We start from the raw sequence: 19,177 nt of genomic DNA on the forward strand, positions 1-19,177 counted from the left end.
TGAATTTCCCTCCCCGCCAGGGGCGACAGGTGCAAGGCGCAGACTTCTGCGGAACTGGCAGACAGGTGAGGTCCGGCTTTGCCGCGCAAATGCCGCCTTTTCTACGCCTGGGCTAAGCCCGGTGCGCTCTCCGTCTTGCTGAAGGCCTGGACGTTCACAAATAGGTTGAATTTAATCTAAAGGAGATATAGACAGTATCTTATTTCAACAGAGTGAAGCGCAGACTTTTCCCAACTGGAAAGCCGTGTTTTTTAAAATAAGCACAAGTCCCCTCCTCAATGGTGGAGCTTTCCTGTTTTACAGCTTAAAAATCGCTGGTACCTTTGGAGTAAATATAAGAAAGCAAACCAACCGCCAGAAAGTTATTCATAGCAGCAAGCAAAAAAAATTAAAAAATTTATCAAATTGACATGTACCTGACATAATTCTCGGGTAAAATGAAATCATCTAGTAAAGGAATACACAGGAGGAAGAATTATGAAGAAGAAAACAATGTCATATGTTATGACCGGCGCTCTATCGATTACGATTTTAAGCGGTGTTTCCTCTTCTCCAGTTCAAGCCGCTTCCCCGCAGCTTATTAAAGAACAGGCGGCCCTGCCTGTTACACGATCCGGAACAAAAAATTTTGCTGACGTAATTGCCGAACAGGCAGCGGCGCTCGGCATTCATATTGAAGGCGATGACCTGGAGACAGCAGCCAGAAAAGTAAGGCTGGCAAAGCTGCAAAATCAAGCAGCAGCGCTTGGCATCGAAACGGCTGGGAAGGAAGAAAAAGCCCTTCGTCTTGAGGTGAAAAAAACGCACGAAGCGCATGTACATACCGTAGCTGATTATTTTGGCATCCAAACGGACGGGCAGCGTACAAAGGATATTATTGCTGCCATTTCCGAAATAAACCCTGCAGCGGGTGAACAGCTAAATGGATTTTACTAAAACCGGCCGGGTCAGGCCGGTTTTTTGTCGAACCTATTTTTTTATATAATATAACAGTCAGCTGGAAGTGCGAAAAACGCAGCTGAAGGGAAAGGAAGTATGTTATGCAGACCATTTTAATTGCAGAGGACGAACCGGCAATCAGCCAGGTATTAAAAGTGTATCTGGCTAAAGCCGGCTTCGGAGTAGTTCAGGCATTTACCGGCACGGAAGCGATTGAAAAATTCCACCGGGAATCCCCTTCCCTCGTTCTGCTTGATGTGATGATGCCCGGCAAGGACGGCTGGGCTGTTTTAAAGGAAATCCGGTCAGCCGGCCGCTGTCCGGTTATTATGCTCACCGCCCTTAATGATGTGAATTACCGGCTGGATGGATTAAACGGCGGCGCTGATGATTATATTTCAAAGCCTTTTATTGCCGACGAGGTTGTTGCACGCGTTCGGGCCGTGCTGCGCCGCTCAGAAGAACCGCAGCAGGCCAGTGAGAGGGTCAGCCATTATGGCAGTCTGACGATTGATTTTACTGCCCACCGGATTACACTGGGCGGGAAAGAAATCACTCTGACGCCCCGCGACTTATCTCTTCTGTTATTTCTGGCTTCCTCGCCTAACCGAACCTTTACCCGCGACCAGCTGCTCGATGAAGTGTGGGGGCAGGATTACGATGGAAGCGACCGGGCTGTTGATTTATCAGTAAAACGAATACGTAAAGCGCTTGTCAAATGGCCATCAGCTGAAGGGGAGATTAAAACATTGCGCGGATTGGGGTATCAATTTGTTGTTGAAGAGTAAAACAAGGCGCATTTCACTGCTTCGCTACTGGACAACCCGCTATGCGGTTACACTGGCGGTGGGCCTGCTTGTGCTTGCCCTGCTTTCCGTTGTCTGGATCCGGCACACCACACTTGAGAACCGGCTGGATGTGTCAGAGTTTTTAGCTGCCGAATTGGCCGGCCGAATTGCCGGAAGCCAGCAGGATGAAAACGGCCGTACCGAGTCCGCTTACCTGGACCAGGATATGCTTGAGGCGCGGGACGAGCTTATGAAAATGGAGTCTCCCCCTTCTATTTTTATTACAGACGCAGGAGGCAATATTTTATCTTCCGGCGATCAGGATTTATACACCGAGAGCTCTTTCCCTTCTGCCGTACTGGAAAAAAACAGTGATGTTCAGACCTTTTCCGGCTTGAATAGCGGTACTCTTGTTTACTTAATAAAAAAGCCCATTATCGTTGATGATGTAATATTTGGCTGGGTTGTCATGCTTCAGCCGGAAGATGAATTCGCCGACCTTAATGATGAGTATCGTCTGCTTGCCCTGCTTATTCTCGGAAGCGGCCTGCTTGGCTGGGCAGCCATTTATATTTTATCCCGGCGCCTTTCCCGGCCGATCAGCGCTGCCGCAGCAGCCGCAAAAGAGATACGAAACGGCAATTACAGTGTTTCTCTTATTCCATCGCGGGCGAAAGAGCAGGAAGTGTACGACCTGGTGACCTCATTTAATGATATGGCAGTGCGGCTGGAGCAGCTTGAATCTATCCGTGCTGAACTTTTAGCGGGTGTCACTCATGAGCTGAAAACACCGGTCACCTCTATCAGCGGCCTGCTTCAGGCAGTAAAGGATGATGTGGTGTCAGGCGAGGAAGCAAAAGAATTCATTACGATTTCTTTGAATGAAACAGAACGAATGAAAACGATGATTAACGATTTACTGGAATTTAATACGTTTGCAGCCAATGCACTGCCCGTTTCAACTGCTCCTCATGAGTTAAATGAGCTGACACGCACGATTGTCCACGACTGGGACCTGGCACGTAATCCCGATGACATTCCCGTTTGTTTCCAGGCGTTTGAACGAGAATTGATCGTACTGACCGATCCAGACCGGTTCCGGCAAATTATGATGAATCTTTTGAATAACGCCGCTCACGCAATTGAAAGCAAAGGCCGGATGACCGTAACTGTCCGAAATGAAGATTCCCATGCGTTGATTGATGTAGCAGATACGGGAATCGGGATACCAGAATCAGAAAAAACCTTGATTTTTGAACGCTTTTACCGGGGAGAAAACAAAAAGTACAAAGTCCGCGGCCTTGGCCTGGGGCTGCCATTCAGCCAGCTGCTTGCCCGGGCGATGGAAGGCGATTTAGAACTAAAAGAAACGTCTCCACTCGGCACAACGTTTACCTTAAAAATAAAAAAACAGGACTGATGCTTTCGGCATCAGTCCTGTTTTTTTTATTCAGCAATTCCTTTTTCAATTTCTTCTGCTTGAGCAAGCACAGATTGAAGTCCGCCGCCTGACAAGTACCAAACATTTGGATCTAGATAAATAACATTGTCATTTTTAACCGCTTTTGTGCCTTTTACAAGATCGTTTTCTACTACTTGTTTTACAGAAGATTCTCCTTCACCCTGTGCTACTACCGCGCCGCGGTCCACAACAAACAAGTAATCCGGGTCTTTTTCAACAAGGTACTCAAATGAAATGCTTTGTCCGTGTGTAGATACTTCAAGGTTTTCATCAACTGCTTTTACGCCGAATACATCATGAATAATCCCAAAGCGTGAAGCCGGTCCGTATGCACTGATTTTGCCTTCGTTCGCTAAAATAACAAGACCATTTTTCTCCATTGATGAAGCTTTTTCGTTTAGCGCCGCGATCTTTTCATCAATTGCTGCCAATTTTTCTTCTACTTCTGCTTCTTTATCAAAAACCTGGCCGACTGTTGTTGCGTTTTTCTTGAATGACTCCATGTAGTTTGCTGTATCTACACCAAGATAAATCGTTGGCGCAATTTCCGCAAATTGATCATACAAATCCATTTGACGGCCTGAAATAATGATTAAGTCCGGAGCCAATTCATTGATTTTTTCAAAATCCGGCTCTTTTAAGCTTCCTGCATTTTCATACTTTTCATCTTCAAATTGTGATAAATAGTCCGGAATATTTTCTTTTGGAAGAGCAACCGGCTCAATGCCAAGCTCCGCCATTGTATCCAGCGTACCGAAATCAAAAACAACTACTTTTTCCGGGTTGACCGGTACCGTTGTTTCGCCAAGCTCATGCTTCACTGTTACTTCCGCCGGCTTTTCCTTGCTTTCCGCCGGTTCTGCTGCACTGTCTTCACTGGCTGTAGATGATGAACCGCATGCTGCTGCGATCATTGCAAATAACGCCATGATTACGAATAATAAATGTTTTTTCATCATTTCTTCTCCTTTTATCAGCTGAAATATACGCATATTTTTTGATTATTGATTTCTTGAATGGACATGTCCATTCCATACACCTGCTTTAATGTCAGGCTGGTAATGATTTCATTGACTGTTCCCTGCGCCTCAATTTTCCCGTCTTTCAGGGCAACGATGTAGTCAGAGTAAACAGAAGCAAAATTAATATCGTGGATAACAATTAAAATTGTTTTGCCCAGGTCGTCAGCAAGTTTGCGCAGCACTTTCATAATTTGGACAGAATGCTTCATATCCAAATTGTTAAGCGGCTCATCAAGTAAAATGTACTCTGTATCCTGCGCAATCGTCATGGCGATAAAAGCACGCTGCTTTTGGCCGCCCGACAGCTGGTCCAGGTAGCGGTCCTGCAAATCTTCAAGCTCCATATAGCGAATCGCTTCATCTATGTAAACCTGGTCTTCTTTTGTCAGCTTTCCCTGTGAGTAAGGAAAGCGGCCAAATGAAACAAGGTCACGAACCGACAGACGCAGGCTTAAATGATTGGATTGTTTTAAAATGGCAATCTTTTTTGCCAGATCCCGGTTTTTCGTTTCTTTAATTTTTTGCCCGTCAATTAACACTTCTCCTGTGTCCGCACTCATCAGGCGGCTGATAATGGACAAAAGTGTACTTTTCCCGGCACCATTTGGACCGATAAACGACGTGATTTTGCTCTTTTGAATATTCACCGAGACATTATCAACAACTGCTTTTAATCCGTATGATTTTGAGATGGACTGCACTTCTACCATTATTTTTTACTCTCCCTTAACAATAAGTATATAAAGTAAACACCGCCGACAAAGTTAATAATGACACTGAGCTGCGTTGAAAACGTAAAAACATGCTCAACGAGTATTTGGCCGCCTGCCAGTGCGACAACTGACACAAGCGCTGAAGCAAAAATCAATACAGAGTGCTTATATGTTTTAAACATTTCATAGGCAACATTCACAACAAGCAGGCCAAGAAAGGTAATCGGGCCGACAAGCGCAGTCGCAACTGAAATTAAAATGGAAATGATAACAAGCAGCCGCTTGACTGTGTAATCGTAATCTACGCCAAGATTAATGGCTGTTTCTTTTCCAAGCGAAAGTACATCCAGGTACTTTACAAATTTCATCAAATATAGAAGCGCCGCCGCTGTAATGATTGCCGCCATAATCAGCACTTCTGTTTGAATATTGTTAAAGCTCGCAAACATCCGGTCCTGGATAATTTGAAACTCATTCGGGTCAATCAGCACCTGCATGAACGATGTAAAGCTTCCGAAAAACGTACCGAAAATCAATCCAAGCAGCAGCAGAAAGTAAATGCTCTGCCCTTCCCGCCGGAACAGGAGCCGGTATAAAATAAGCGCGAAAACAACCATAAAGCCAATGGATATCGCAAAGTTTACCTGCTTGTTCATAACGGTCAGGCTGGTGGAGCCGAGGAAAAATACAAGCGTTGTCTGCACAAGCATGTAAAGCGAGTCAAGCCCGATAATGCTCGGAGTTAAAATCCGGTTATTCGTAACAGTTTGAAACAGGAGCGTCGCAACGGCAATGACCGTACCCGTTAAGCAGATTGCCGCTATTTTTTCGGCACGCCTTGGCAGAGCATAGTCCCAGTTCGGACCAAGCTCGATAAACATATATCCGGCAATGAAGGCGGCCGCCAGTACAATTAATATGATCAGTTTGCTTTTCTCACGCATAATCCCGTCTCCTCATCAGCAAGTAAATAAAAATCCCGCTCCCTATGACACCGACCGTTAAACCGATTGGAATTTCATAAGGGAAAATGATGATTCGCCCGAGAATATCGCAGAATAAAATAAAGACCGCGCCAAGCAATGCTGTATCAGACAAGCTGTTTTTTAAATTATCCCCCCGGTAAATAGAAACAATATTCGGCACGACAAGACCGAGAAAGGGGATAAGCCCTACTGTGAGCACAACCAGCGTAGTGGATAATGCCACGATAATCAGCCCGACATTCACAGCCTGCTTATAATTTAAGCCAAGGTTCTTCGCAAAGTCTTCGCCAAGGCCGGCAATGGTAAACCGGTCAGCAAATATGTATGCAACCACAACGAGTGGAATACTGATGTAAAGCATTTCATAGCGTCCTGCTGTAATCATGGAAAAATCTCCTTGCAGCCAGGCCGACATGTTTTGAATTAAATCATGCTTATACGCAAAAAACGTTGTGATCGAGCTGATAATGTTTCCAAACATCAACCCGACAAGCGGTATAAAAATGGGATCTTTCATTTTAATCCGGTCGAGGATATTCATAAACAAAAACGTGCCGGCAAGCGAGAAAACAAACGCCACTATCATTTTTTCCAATGGACTGGCGGATGTAAACACAATAAGCGCGATCAAAATGCCGAACCGGGCCGAATCCATCGTTCCAGCCGTTGTGGGAGAAACGAATTTGTTACGGCTCAGCTGCTGCATAATAAAACCGCTGATGCTGAGTGTTACGCCGGCAATTAAAATACTGATCAGCCGCGGAATCCGGCTCTGCCAGAAGATTTGTGTTTGGTGGTCATCAAACCGGAACAAATCAAGCGGCGAAATATCGGTCACGCCGACAAATAAAGATGCAAAAGATAACGCAATGAGCAGTAGAACCAAGTAACGTTTTTTCATAATATGTCCTAACCTTTATATTGCTGCTGTTCAAACAGTGATAGAGAGATTCATTCTCAATTGAGCACAAAAATTTAAATGCTAATTAAGAATCAGCATCCCTTTACAATACCTTAAGACGAACGCAAACCGGTTGTCCGTAAATATATGAAAAAGCTTCTGCTTCAATAGCTCATTGAGCCATGAATCACTTCTTCTCTAGCAGCTTTTCTACTTTATTGTAAAGGAAAGAACTCGCTGTTGCAAGGGGACATGGCCAGTTAAACAATTGCAGATGATGAAACTTCTGTGAATGTTTCATTGGCGAAATCAATAATGTATTCAGGTTTTTCGCGTTTTTCCCGGTGTCCCGCAACATGGATCGGGCTTTTTTTCCACGCCTTGTACGTTTCTTCTGATTCCCAGCGAATCACAATGATTACTTTTTCCTCTTCTTTATTGCGCGACCGAACGTAAATCTGCTTATCAATAAAGCCATCCATATCGGCCATCGCATTTTTCCCCTGGAAGTTTTCTACAACCAGATGAGATGTTCCCGGCTTTACAGTAATGGTTTTCATTTCAACAAACATACTCTCGCTCCTTTCTTTTTAAATGAGAATCATTTTCACCTCTCCATTATATTGATAATGATTTTCATTGTCAACATTTTTTTAGGCCCACAGGATGTGGGTCACAAAGGCGTTGCGGCAGGACGCCGCGTTTTTAGCCTTTGTTCTTTGCTGCAGGATGTGGGTCACAAAGGCGTTGCGGCAAGAGCCGCGTCTTTATCCATTCACCATTCGGCTTTTTGTTTTTCATCTGTCTCCTTTATCGATTATGATAGAACCATAGAGAAAAAAAGGAGCTAATGCTGTGAATAACCAACCATTTATCACTCGATCATGGAAACTTATTTTACTTTTATGGCTGGCTGCTGCTGTTATATTCGGCTTTTTCGCCACCAAACTTCCATCCAAGCTTGAAGGCGACGGCTTTCGGACGGATGGTGATTATGAGACTGTGCAGCAGGAGCTGCATGATACATTCCATTTTCCAGAAAACACGCTGCTTGTTTTGTTTGAGAAGGAAAAAACAGCTTCAGCCGATGAGTTCCGGTCTACGATCGAGTCGGTTTTAAATGAGATCGATGAGGCCGTTTCTCCTTCTTCAATTGATTCACCGCTTCAAAACAAGGAGTGGATCAAAGAGGATATAGCATATGCAGCGGTTCACTTCGATGATGCCTCTCTTTCAATGGACCCTGTTATTCAAAGAGTACGCTCGATTCTTGAACAAGAGAAGGGCATATCTCTTACAGGCGGGCCCGTCATCTCGAAAGATATCAACAAGGCGAGCCAGGACGATCTAAAGCGAGCCGAGCTGATCGGACTGCCAGTTGCTCTTCTTGTTCTTCTGCTGGCGCTCGGCACCGTTACAGCATCGCTCCTGCCGCTGGTTATTGGCGGGGTTACGATTGTCGTCGGGTTCGGGATTTTGTCGTTTATTGCTGACTCGGTTGATCTGGCTATCTTCATTTTGAACATTGCCCCAATGCTTGGCCTGGCACTGTCGATTGACTTTTCTCTTTTATTTATTAATCGTTACAAAGAAGAACGCGCCAGCGGCAGAACGATTGATCAAGCTCTTCAGATTACCCAGTCAAAAGCAGGCCACTCTATATTATTTTCTGCTCTTTGTGTTTTTATCGGGCTCGGTTCCGTACTCCTGATCGACATTGATATTTTTAAAAATGTAGCTGTCGGCGGGATGACTGTTATTGCTCTTGCCGTCATTGCGTCTATGACCTTGCTGCCGGCTATGCTTAAGCTGCTCGGTGACCGTATTGACAAGGGGCGGATTCTCCGCATAAACCGGGATACTTCCAGCCGCTGGCGGAGATTTGCCGGCTTTGTTATGAAGCGGCCGGCGCTGATTGCCCTGCTCGCACTCGTTATTCTCGGTCTTGGTATTATTCCTGTTAAAAATATGAGCCTGGCTATTCCCGCGGCAGACTCGCTGCCCGTCACCTTTGAATCGAGAACAGCGTATGACAAAATTGAGAAGGAATTTATGCAGAATTCGGCTTCAACCGTTTACGCTGTAGCCGAAAGAAAAGATGGCTGGCTGAATGAAGACGGACTGGCTGCTATGAAAGAATTAGAAAACCAGTTTAAACAGGAAAAAGCGGTCAGCGAAGTGGAAACACTGTTTTCCATCAGCGGACAAACCGACCCGGCAAAGCTTGCTGCCGCTCTTCAAAACCCGCAGGCATCCGCCGGGCTGCAGCCGGCTGTTGATGCGTTTATAAAAGAAAACAAGCTGCTTATACCGGTTTCACTTAATGCAGAGGCCGATTCCGAATCAGCGCAGGCCATTGTTCGCAGCTGGAGCGCGGACAGCTGGCCGGTGGAAATTTTATTCGGCGGGCAGCCAAAGTTTAACCAGGAGCTGTACGATGAAATTTTTGATAAAGTCATTCCTGTTCTGTCGGTTATTTTAATTTCAACCTTTTTCATTTTAATGGCGGCCTTCCGTTCGATTATTATTCCGCTTAAAGCGATTTTAATGAACATAATCAGCCTGGCAGCTACTTTTGGCATTCTTGTCTGGCTGTTTCAAGGCGGCCATCTCGGACTTGACCCGGCTGATATATCGCTCATTCTGCCGGTGCTTGTATTCAGCCTGGTGTTCGGCCTCAGCATGGACTATGAAGTGTTTCTTATTTCCCGCATTCGTGAGTATTATCTCGAAACACGTGATAATACGTACGCAACCGTGGAGGGACTTTCAAGCACCAGTAAAATTATTACATCGGCTGCATTAATTATGATTGTGATTACCGGCGCCTTCGCTTTTACCGGTGTCGTGCCAGTAAAGCAGATTGGGATTGGCATTGCCGTGGCTATCGCCCTTGATGCCACAATTGTCCGGCTGCTGCTTGTGCCAAGCTTAATGAAGCTGCTCGGAGCCGCAAACTGGTGGATGCCGTTTAAACGATAACAAACAAAACAGCAGCCTTTCATACGAGGGCTGCCGTTTTGTTAAAAAGACCTTTTCGGATCTGCTTATTCGATTTCAATTTTTGTTTCTTCCTGTTTTCCTTTTGGAATAATGATTCTCAGCAGACCGTCTGTAAAGGCCGCTTTTGCTTTTCCGGCTCCAGGAGTACAGGGCAGGGCAACGGTTCTTTCATACTTCTGAAACGATTGATTTTTGAAAACAAGCACTTCCTCGTTGTTTTCAGCAGTAGTGGAGACGGCATGTTCTACACTGATCTTCAGCTGTCCATTTCTCAGCATTTTGATTTCTATCTGGTCCTTTTTACAATCCGGCAGCTCTGCCTCGACCACAATATGAGCTCCTGTCTCGTAACAGAGCACTGAAAACGGCTGGCTGAAAAGCGGTTCAAGATGATCAATTGATTCCCCTAAAAAAGAATCCACCACTTTCAATAAATCCGGAAAAGAATTTTGAATCATTTCAGGCAGATTCTTTTTATCAAAATCCATTATTTTTCTCTCCCTTGCTCTTTTTAACACTCTATGCACCAAAATGGGGAAAGGACCATTTTTTTAGAAAGCACCTTTTGTTTTTTCCCTGCATAAACTAATGGCAACAAAGAGATCGCTCATCTTTGTTAACCTATCTGCCTCTTATACCTTTGCTGTTATTGTATGTAACCACTTTTTCGTAGAGAGTGGTTCTTTTTTTTTACAAAACTCAACAGCTGAAGCTGGAGCCCTTTATTAATTCATCCGCTGTTTTTTGGTATATTTCATTTGCTTTTAAAGGACCCTGGGAGGCATTAAAAGAATCCACAATTTGAAAGCCGATGCAATAGCCGATCCATTTCGGAAAATGGCGGCTGCCTTTGCCGTATAAAAATTCATTGCATGCTTCTTTTTCTTTTATCAATAAGGACGGAACGAAAACCGATTCCCAAATTTTTGACGTTTTCTCAAATGAATAAAGCCGGGACCATGGAGCGAGCCACGTTTCTCCATATAGTTCTTTCACCGCAAATTCCGCCAGGCCTTCAAGAACAAGAATGTCTTTTAAACACAAACCGGCCTCTTCTTTGTTTAAAAACGCCAGCCGGCATAAATGGTTGTATTCGTGAGCCAATAACGCCTTTATTTCTTCTTCCGGCAAATCCGGCGAAACAAATAAAAAAATGGTGTTTTTGAAAGCTGCTCCATTTTTCTTCACTTTGTTTTCAGCAGACAGAGCCTGGCGGATCGGAAAAATGATGACTGCCGCCTCGGGACCCGCCCACCTCCTTTTCAACCGCTGATATTCCTTATCCGCCAGCTCCCACAGCCCGCTTTTCTCCATCCTGTCAACGACCCGCTCAATACCTTTCCATTCTTCTGGTTCAAACAGGCCATATGAAAGTAAAAAATAATGAAGCTCTTCCGGGCTGCTGTCAGGCAATGTTTGTTGAAGCGGGGAGCATAATGCTTCAGTTTGAAGAAAGTAAGAGTCTTTGCCTCTTTCTTTTTGACATTCTTCTATAAACTGGCGGAGCCAGATCCGGCTGTTTAAAACAGGCACGCTCTCCCCCCTTTTTTCCACTCAGTGACTTTCAATTTATATGTACGATTCTTCTTTTTATTAATTGAAAGCAGATAACCCTTCCATATGAATAATTGATATTCATAGACTTTTCGCTTATCCAAAAACTCGGCTTCCGCATAAACTAGTATAAATACGGTCGAAAGGAGGAAGAATATGTCTCAACCAAACTTTTATCGGCTTTGCTCTCAGCATGTTGGAAGAACGGTTAAAATTACCTGCCATGATGGAAAAGTGCATACAGGAAGAATTACTCGTGTAACGAGAGGGCACGTTTGGCTTATGCCTTCTGGAGGGCCGGGCGGCTTTGGATACGGTTTTTACGGAGGGTATAGATACGGCGGCTTCGGATACAGGTACGGCTTTGGCTATCCTATTGCCCTCGCAGCAATCGCCGGCTTTGCTTTAGGCGCTGCTTTGTTCTGGTAAGAGAATTGCAGGCTATGCAGCTCAACAATTGCCATCATTCCTTGAATGGTGGCCTTTTTGTGCCAGCCTGTACTTTTACATATTTTCTTCTCAGCCGCGTATGATTTAAAAGGTATCTTTAACTCATTGGGAGGAATTATGAATATATATCAAACACATGACTATGAAATTATTGCGAAGTTAAGCCAGTCCGTTCACGACATACATGCGAAATTGTATCCCGACTTTTTCAAAGAGTATCAGCCTCATATCATAAAAGCTTTTTTTAAAAGCATGATAAACGCAGATAATTTTGCTTTTTTTGTTGCCGAAGACCGCCTTGAGCCGGTCGGCTACGCCTGGATTGAAACAAGGCTTTATCCTGAAACAGCTTTCAGCAAGCCACTGGCCTCTGTATACGTGCACCAGTTAAGCGTTATCGAGACACATAGAGGGAAAGGGTTCGGCTCGGGCTTAATGAAGAGGATTTATTCTTTTGCTAAAAACAGAAATATCCACCTGGTGGAGCTTGAATACTGGACGGATAACACGCCGGCCAAAAAGTTTTACCAAAACCAGCATTTTCAATATTCGAGAGAATCGGTTTTTAAACGGCTGTGAGAAGCGCAATTCCATACAAGCCTTACCCTGGCACTCTTTGATTTTGGCTGCTACCATACAAAATCCCCGCTTTCATGCAGACCTTTAAGACGGATGCCAGGCTGCAGCGGGGAATAACCAATTTATATTTGAAGTAAGTTTAGCGGGGAGAATTGAAAATAGATCCCAGCTGCCTTAGTGTATGAATCCCATTTGATATTTCTCCGGCATGGGCAAAAATTTGATTTAAGTTTGACCACATGCTGGGGCGCTGGTAATTTCCGTACGCCATAGGAGGATAACTCTCCGGGAAATAATAAGGCTCCTGCCTCAATCCAGAATGGCGGTAAGGGGTGAAGGGCTGAACTCCGTATGATGGAGGAAAAAAGCCTTCTTCTTGCTGATACGGCTGCGCATAGGGCGGGTAAGCTTGTTCAGGTGGATAAAAGCCCGGATACCCTTGATACGGCTCAGGTCCAGGAGTCGGAGGATAAAATGGCATGGTCTGGTCACCTCCTGTTCATTTATTTTTTCCAAATTCATCCACCATTATTTTCTTTGAAAAGGACTGCATCCTTCCCGGCTTGTTCCTTTTATCTTATGTAAAAAGCCAAAAAGTGACGATGACAAACTCCCCAGGCAAAATAAAAAGAGGAAGTAAGCCCTCCTCTTATTTAACAACAAATGATTTGTATTTTTCATAATCGTTCCGGCGGCATTCAACGGTTAGTTTCGTTCCATCCTCTTCATACTTTGTTTCAAGAACGGCTGCGTGCTCATTAAAATATGAAACAAGCTCGCCTTCATCAAACGGAATCAACAGCGTACACCGTACGTAATCGCTGAATAAATGGCGCTTCAGCACCCCGGTTAATTGGTCTATTCCAATCCGTTCTTTAGCGGATAAATAAACAGAATCGCCCGCTGCCTGCGGATATTCAACACCGGCCAGATCCGCTTTATTATACGCGTAGATAACCGGCAGTTCTTTTGCACCGATATCAGCAAGCGTTTTTTCTGTCACATCCATCATGGTTTCAAATTCTGGACTCGACACATCGACTACATGAACAAGTACGTCCGCTTCTGCTGCTTCCTCGAGAGTTGAACGAAATGCTTTGACCAGATGATGGGGCAGTTTATTAACAAATCCAACTGTATCGGCAAGCAGAAATTCTTTTTTATCCGGCAGTTCAATGCTGCGGACCGATGTATCCAGCGTTGCAAACAGCATATCCTTTTCAAGCACTTCCGAGCCGCCTCCTCCATAAGTCTGGAGCATGGCATTCATGACTGTTGATTTCCCCGCATTGGTATAACCGACCAGGGCGGCAACCGGAACATTATTTTTTTGGCGCTGTCTCCGCTGCACGGTCCGCTGCTCAGAAATCTTCGCCAGCTCCTTGCGCAGGTAAGCAATCTTTGATTCAATTTTGCGGCGGTCGAGCTCAAGCTTCGTTTCACCGGCACCGCGGTTTTTAAAGCCAGAGCCGCCGCCCTGCCTGCCCAGCGCCACATACGTACCGACCAGCCGGGGCAGCATGTATTGCAGCCGGGCCATTTCAACCTGCAGCTGCGCCTCTTTTGTTTTTGCCCGGCGGCCGAATATATCCAGAATCAGCATTGTCCGGTCGATGACCTCACAATCAAGGTCTTTTTCAAGGTTGCGGATTTGCGACGGCGACAGTTCACTGTCAAAAATAACGACGTCTGCCTCCATATGTTCAACAAGATTTTTCAACTCTTCTACTTTCCCGGTTCCCATATAAAGCGCTGGGTGAACGCGCGGTAAATTTTGCGTAAGCTCGCCCTTCACTTCAATTCCACACGCTTCTGCCAGGTTTTTTAATTCTTCCATTGAGTAAAAAAAATCCTCGCCGCTGTCTGTATTAACACCAGCGGTAATTCCCTTTAACTGTTCTGTTTTTGTATCGTTCATATAAACCTCCGTTATGAAAAAACCGCAGACTCTCCGCCTGCGGTTTTCTTTCGTGCTGTTATTTTAGCATGCCGGCTTTCTGTAAATCAAACGCAGCCAATAACTGTTCTTTTATTAAATTTTACGTTTTGGGGAATACTCGTACTGCAATCATTTTTAATTTACGCTTACTTGTATTTTACCCGCTGCGGTACTTGTTAAACAAAAAAACGAAGACATCAGTCTTCGTTTCAGCGTACAGACAAAGTCATTTATTTCATAATTGAACAAATGATTTTACATACTGTTTCTCAAAAAAGCGTATGAGAACAGCGCTTGATCCAAGCAAGAAATGGCGGCATTCGCGGGGCTGCGCGTTCCATGGGGCAGGCGCTGAGCTCGTCTTCGCCTGCCGGCTCCAGCGATCTCAGCTGCCCGCTGGTCCCATAGGAGTCTACGCCCCACGCCTGCCGCCTTTGCCGGGAGGGAAAAACAGTAAAGTAACATTTGATTTTCTTCTTTCTTCATAAGGAACAAGTCGCCATCGTTCCTTCAGTGTCTCTTCTTTTCTGAAAAGGAACGGACGGAGGGGTGGCGGCGAAGACTCCCGCAGGACGAGCGGACGGGCTGAAACAGGCAGCGCAAAGCGATGGCTGGTTCAGCGTTCGCCCTGCAGGAAAGCGAAGCCGCCAGCCTGCAGCCCACTATCCTGTTTTTCAAAAGAATTCTTACAGGACAGTAAACAGCCCATGGAATAAGCTTCATTCAACTTCTATAGTTTGTCGACAGTCTTCGTTTAAAGAAAAACAAAATAAATGACAGCCGCCAGTACAATGCGGTAAATGGCAAATGGAACCAGCTTTATACGGTTAATAAGCCGCAGGAAAAATTTAATTGAAATCAGCGCAAATAGAAATGCGCTGACAAATCCGACGATAAAAAATGGCATAGCATCCATTGTGAAGTATTGCCAGTTTTTCAATAGCGATATAAAGCTCGCACCCGCCATAATCGGAACTGCCATGATAAACGTAAAATCTGAAGCAGCCCGGTGGCTCATCCCCATCAGCACACCACCGGAAATGGTTGCTCCAGAACGAGAAAACCCTGGCCAAAGTGATAAGCATTGAATCAATCCAACAGAGAGAGCCTGCTTGTACGTAATTTGATCGACCGTTTCAACTGTTCGTTTGTTTCTTCCAATCCAATCAGCTGCAATCATCCAAAACGCACCAATCACAAGCCCGATCAATACTGTTTCTGTTGAAAATAAGTATTCATCAATTAAATCTTCAAACAGCACTCCCAGTATCCCGGCTGGCAGCAAGCCAACAATAACATGCGTCAGCTTAAGCCGGCCTCCTTGTCCCCTTGTTTCTTTTTTTAATCCTAATAAATCAATAAACCTGTTTCGAAACACCACTACAACGGCTAAAATTGAGCCCAGCTGAATAACAATTTTAAAAGTATTCGCTGCGTATTTCCCCAGAAACTCATGTGACCGCAGCCACATTTCATCAACAATAATCATATGTCCCGTAGACGAGACCGGCGCGAATTCAGTGAGGCCTTCGACAAGACCCAGAATAACCGCTTTTAATAGAGTGATAAAATCCATTTTCGTTCTCCTTCATCTGATTTCCACTCTTTAAAGTAGCACACTTTTCACTATACGCCAATCGTTTACTGTTTAGACTTTATTTCTTCGAGAAGAAGCAAAGCGGCTTCCCTGCTTAAGTGAATTCCGCCGCTAAATGACCGGCACTCTGCGGATCTGATTCCCGAGAGGCAGCATACTGTTTTGCCTCCGGCCGGCCCGGCTAGTTTTTCTATAATAATTTCTTCCTGCCCAAGTGTAACGAGCATATGATCCTCCGGTTGAATACCAAGCTTTCTTCGTGCAAATTTCGGCAATACTACTCTTCCCTGTCCATCTACTACTCGCTTAGCTGTTACCTGAATCATATTTCACCTCTTTTCCCGGGATATTTACACTATCTTATAATCTTTTTCGATAATCAAAATAAAAAAACTCAATATAATATAGGTTAAAATACCTGTTAATCTATTTACCCAACATGACTTCGATCACGATTAAGGTGAATTTTACGCCTTCTTTCTCCTTAACTAAAGAACCAGCTTTATTTTTCTCTATTTTTTAACACCATTCTTAAAAGATATCTTTTTCAGACGACTTAAAATTGTAAAAGCCTGCAGACAGTATTCAGCTGGATTTACACCTGCAGGCTTTTGGTTGTAACGATAGCCCACTTTATCTGTTCTTCTCCAGCTGCAATGGCAGCTGACCGCTTCTGTTTCCACTCTGGCAATAAATTCACTTATATGAAAGGCTTCCATAAAAATATAAACTTCCTTGCTCTACAACTTTGCAGATGGATAACCTGCCAGTACCCGGGACTTGTTTTTCTCTGTCACTTATACAAAGGCCGCCTAGAATAATGTTATGTTTCATTACACAAAAATATAAATGTAATAAAACATAACATAATTTCGTTACATAATTATCAGAAATGATATATAATGTGAATGTATCCCATTTCGAGGTGATCTTATGACGGAAGAAGAAAAAAGTTACAAAACAAAAAAAGTCATTACGATCGGCATTGTGAGTGAGCTGACCGGCCTGTCCGAGCGTCAAATCCGCTATTATGAAGAGCGGCAGCTTATTTTTCCTGACCGCTCCGAGCGCGGGACACGAAAATATTCCTTCGGGGATGTAGAAACACTAATGGATATTGCCAATCAGATGGAAGATGGCGTACGAACGTTTGAGATCAGGCAGGAAATGAAGAAAAAACCGGATCAGGAAAAATTAAAGCGCAGCATGATCAAAGGCCAGTTAAATGCCCGGTTTGGTATCCAAAACAAATTTAAATAAAAGAATTCCCGAAAATTCGATTTTCGGGAATTCTTTTATGCACCTATTTATTATTTTCTTCGTTTTTTCACATTCCATTTTCTTTACTCATATACAAATAAAGAAAATAAAAAGATAAAGAAGGAGGTATTGAAGTGAAACGGCATCAAAGATACGTCCTGGCCCTTCTGCTGGATTCCTTTATCATCTTTCTTGCCGTCGCGAGTTCCTGCTTTGTTTTTTACCAGGCGACCGAAAGGATAAACGTATCCGGAGCCCTTTATATTTTCTTTCTGTTATGGAGCACTTTAATTGCCGGGTTTCACTTGTTTCACCACTACCGCCATTTATGGCGCTTTGCGAGTATGGGCGAAACAAAAGTCATCGGAAAAAGCTTTGCCTTTACGTTTGCCGCAGCCGGCTTTATTCACTATGAGCTTTCCCACTGGAATGCAGTAAATATCCCCCCCTCTCTTCTTTTTACAGCCTGGTCTGTCACATTATTGGCTTTTTTGCTTGTGCGCCTTCTTTTATGGTCTTTTAATGAAAACAAAGGGATATTTAACAAGAAAGGAAAAAGAACACTGATTATCGGTGCCGGCAGTGCAGGCATCCTCGTCGTAAAAGAACTGAAAAAATCTACCAATCCTTTTTTTTACCCTGTTGCCTTTATCGATGATGACCCTGAAAAAATCGGCCTCCAGGTTCGAAATATGCCCGTTGCCGGCACAAGCCAGGATATTGAAAAGGTGATTAACAAATACAATATTGAGCTCGTCATTATTGCCACTCCATCTGCCTCGGGAAAGCAAATTACGAAAATTTTAAAAACGTGCCAAAAAAGCGGTGTCGATGTAAAAATCCTGCCCCGCCTTACGGATATTATTAACGGCCGCATTACACTGAATACAATCCGTGAAGTAAACGTGGAAGACCTGCTCGGCCGTCCTCCCATTCAGTTAGACATCCCGGCCATCGCTCATTATATACAAGGGAAAACGATTTTAGTCACCGGCGCAGGCGGGTCGATCGGTTCTGAGATATGCAGGCAGGTTTCAGCTTTCAAACCAAAAAACCTTCTTTTGCTTGGCCATGGAGAAACCAGTATTTATACAATTGAAAAAGAACTTGAACAATTATATCCACATCTGCCCGTAAAAGCATTGATTGCCGATATTGAAGATAAAAACCGCATAAAGCAAATTTTTTCTGCTTATCGTCCTGAAGTTGTTTTCCATGCAGCCGCCCACAAACATGTGCCATTAATGGAAGCCAATCCGGCTGAAGCAGTTAAGACGAACATATTTGGCACGAAAAATCTGGCAGAATGCGCCCACCATTATAAAGCGGAACGATACGTCCAGATCTCTACGGATAAAGCAGTGAACCCAGCCAGTGTTATGGGCGTAACAAAAAGAATAGCCGAACTGATTATCCAAACGATGAATCAGCAAAGCAGCACAGACTTTGTCGCGGTTCGTTTTGGAAATGTATTGGGCAGCAGAGGCAGTGTTATTCCCTTATTTAAAAAACAAATTAAAAATGGAGGCCCTGTAACGGTCACACACCCGGATATGACCCGCTATTTTATGACCATTCCCGAAGCAGTACAGCTTGTGATTCAAGCAGGGGCATTGGCCGAGGGAGGGGAGATCTTCATTCTGGATATGGGCAGTCCCGTAAAAATTAGTGAATTGGCCCGAAATTTAATTACACTGTCCGGCTTGACTCCCGGCCAGGACATTTCTATTTCTTATACAGGCATACGGCCGGGCGAAAAGCTGTACGAAGAACTATTTACACATGAAGAAGGAAGCCTCGCATCCAGACACGAGCTCATTTTCGTTACAAAGCCGGCCGATCCGGCCGAAATCAATCTTCCGCTTTTCATCAGCCGGCTGGAAAACCTCGTTTATTCACCTGAAGATGCGCAGGCTGATCTGGAGATCAAAAAGCTTCTCAAGGAAATAGTGCCCGCGTATCAGATTAATCATTTTTCATGATA

The 19,177-nt window shown here is 44.3% G+C and carries 19 protein-coding genes; 9 read left to right on the top strand and 10 right to left on the bottom strand.

Annotated elements, in window-relative coordinates:
• The first annotated feature begins 477 nt into the window (after positions 1-477).
• The 3 genes from VP98_RS05360 to VP98_RS05370 all read left to right on the top strand — a co-directional run bounded on the left by VP98_RS05360 (position 478) and on the right by VP98_RS05370 (position 3,147).
• A complete protein-coding gene (locus VP98_RS05360) occupies positions 478-936 on the top strand; it encodes a hypothetical protein (protein WP_046174320.1) in 459 nt (152 codons plus the stop codon).
• Between the two features lie 104 nt (positions 937-1,040).
• A complete protein-coding gene (locus VP98_RS05365) occupies positions 1,041-1,727 on the top strand; it encodes a response regulator transcription factor (protein WP_046174321.1) in 687 nt (228 codons plus the stop codon).
• Positions 1,714-3,147, top strand: coding sequence for a sensor histidine kinase (locus VP98_RS05370; protein ID WP_046174322.1), 1,434 nt, complete (start codon positions 1,714-1,716; stop codon positions 3,145-3,147). The genes VP98_RS05365 and VP98_RS05370 overlap by 14 nt, the downstream gene beginning before the upstream one ends.
• A 26-nt stretch (positions 3,148-3,173) precedes the next feature.
• On the opposite strand, the gene VP98_RS05375 is transcribed toward VP98_RS05370, so the two are convergent.
• From VP98_RS05375 to VP98_RS05395, 5 genes are all read right to left on the bottom strand, one after another.
• Positions 3,174-4,145, bottom strand: a complete 972-nt coding sequence (locus VP98_RS05375; protein ID WP_046174323.1) for a siderophore ABC transporter substrate-binding protein — start codon at positions 4,143-4,145, stop codon at positions 3,174-3,176.
• A gap of 17 nt (positions 4,146-4,162) precedes the next feature.
• Positions 4,163-4,921 carry an iron ABC transporter ATP-binding protein gene (locus VP98_RS05380; RefSeq protein WP_046174324.1) on the bottom strand — a complete coding sequence of 253 codons (759 nt, stop codon included), beginning with the start codon at positions 4,919-4,921 and terminating at the stop codon, positions 4,163-4,165.
• Complete coding sequence (locus VP98_RS05385; protein ID WP_046174325.1) at positions 4,921-5,868, bottom strand: iron chelate uptake ABC transporter family permease subunit; 948 nt, start codon at positions 5,866-5,868, stop codon at positions 4,921-4,923. Before VP98_RS05385 ends, VP98_RS05380 begins: the two co-directional genes overlap by 1 nt.
• Positions 5,861-6,811, bottom strand: coding sequence for an ABC transporter permease (locus tag VP98_RS05390; RefSeq protein ID WP_046174326.1), 951 nt, complete (start codon positions 6,809-6,811; stop codon positions 5,861-5,863). Before VP98_RS05390 ends, VP98_RS05385 begins: the two co-directional genes overlap by 8 nt.
• 260 nt (positions 6,812-7,071) lie before the next feature.
• Entirely contained in the window at positions 7,072-7,383 is a 312-nt protein-coding gene (locus tag VP98_RS05395) for an antibiotic biosynthesis monooxygenase family protein (protein WP_046174327.1), read from the bottom strand.
• 283 nt (positions 7,384-7,666) lie between these two features.
• On the opposite strand from VP98_RS05395, the gene VP98_RS05400 reads away from it, so the two are divergent.
• Positions 7,667-9,793 carry an MMPL family transporter gene (locus VP98_RS05400; protein WP_046174328.1) on the top strand — a complete coding sequence of 709 codons (2,127 nt, stop codon included), beginning with the start codon at positions 7,667-7,669 and terminating at the stop codon, positions 9,791-9,793.
• 65 nt (positions 9,794-9,858) lie between these two features.
• Here the strand turns inward: VP98_RS05400 and VP98_RS05405 are convergent, their stop codons facing one another.
• Both VP98_RS05405 and VP98_RS05410 read right to left on the bottom strand, forming a co-directional pair.
• Positions 9,859-10,302: an Hsp20/alpha crystallin family protein gene (locus VP98_RS05405; protein WP_046174329.1), complete on the bottom strand. Its 444-nt coding sequence runs from the start codon at positions 10,300-10,302 to the stop codon at positions 9,859-9,861.
• A gap of 211 nt (positions 10,303-10,513) precedes the next feature.
• Entirely contained in the window at positions 10,514-11,347 is an 834-nt protein-coding gene (locus VP98_RS05410) for a DUF2268 domain-containing protein (protein WP_046174330.1), read from the bottom strand.
• A 177-nt stretch (positions 11,348-11,524) separates the two neighbouring features.
• On the opposite strand from VP98_RS05410, the gene VP98_RS05415 reads away from it, so the two are divergent.
• The 3 genes from VP98_RS05415 (at position 11,525) to VP98_RS18780 (ending at position 12,982) form a co-directional block, all read left to right on the top strand.
• Entirely contained in the window at positions 11,525-11,797 is a 273-nt protein-coding gene (locus VP98_RS05415) for a hypothetical protein (RefSeq protein WP_046174331.1), read from the top strand.
• 138 nt (positions 11,798-11,935) lie between these two features.
• Positions 11,936-12,397 carry a GNAT family N-acetyltransferase gene (locus tag VP98_RS05420; protein WP_046174332.1) on the top strand — a complete coding sequence of 154 codons (462 nt, stop codon included), beginning with the start codon at positions 11,936-11,938 and terminating at the stop codon, positions 12,395-12,397.
• Between the two features lie 351 nt (positions 12,398-12,748).
• Complete coding sequence (locus tag VP98_RS18780) at positions 12,749-12,982, top strand: hypothetical protein (protein ID WP_156151321.1); 234 nt, start codon at positions 12,749-12,751, stop codon at positions 12,980-12,982.
• 64 nt (positions 12,983-13,046) lie between these two features.
• On the opposite strand, the gene hflX is transcribed toward VP98_RS18780, so the two are convergent.
• The 3 genes from hflX to VP98_RS05450 all read right to left on the bottom strand — a co-directional run bounded on the left by hflX (position 13,047) and on the right by VP98_RS05450 (position 16,259).
• Positions 13,047-14,315, bottom strand: coding sequence for a GTPase HflX (gene hflX, locus VP98_RS05435; RefSeq protein ID WP_046174335.1), 1,269 nt, complete (start codon positions 14,313-14,315; stop codon positions 13,047-13,049).
• Positions 14,316-15,090: 775 nt separating this feature from the next.
• Complete coding sequence (locus tag VP98_RS05445) at positions 15,091-15,912, bottom strand: undecaprenyl-diphosphate phosphatase (protein WP_046174337.1); 822 nt, start codon at positions 15,910-15,912, stop codon at positions 15,091-15,093.
• A 65-nt stretch (positions 15,913-15,977) separates the two neighbouring features.
• Entirely contained in the window at positions 15,978-16,259 is a 282-nt protein-coding gene (locus VP98_RS05450) for an AbrB/MazE/SpoVT family DNA-binding domain-containing protein (protein WP_046174338.1), read from the bottom strand.
• A gap of 607 nt (positions 16,260-16,866) precedes the next feature.
• Here VP98_RS05450 and VP98_RS05460 point away from each other — a divergent pair.
• Both VP98_RS05460 and VP98_RS05465 read left to right on the top strand, forming a co-directional pair.
• Entirely contained in the window at positions 16,867-17,193 is a 327-nt protein-coding gene (locus tag VP98_RS05460) for a MerR family transcriptional regulator (protein WP_046174340.1), read from the top strand.
• Between the two features lie 134 nt (positions 17,194-17,327).
• A complete protein-coding gene (locus VP98_RS05465) occupies positions 17,328-19,175 on the top strand; it encodes a polysaccharide biosynthesis protein (protein WP_046174341.1) in 1,848 nt (615 codons plus the stop codon).
• The last annotated feature ends 2 nt before the right edge of the window (positions 19,176-19,177 follow it).

It is taken from the genome of Domibacillus indicus (assembly GCF_000970685.1).
Taxonomy (GTDB): Bacteria; Bacillota; Bacilli; order Bacillales; family Domibacillaceae; genus Domibacillus; species Domibacillus indicus.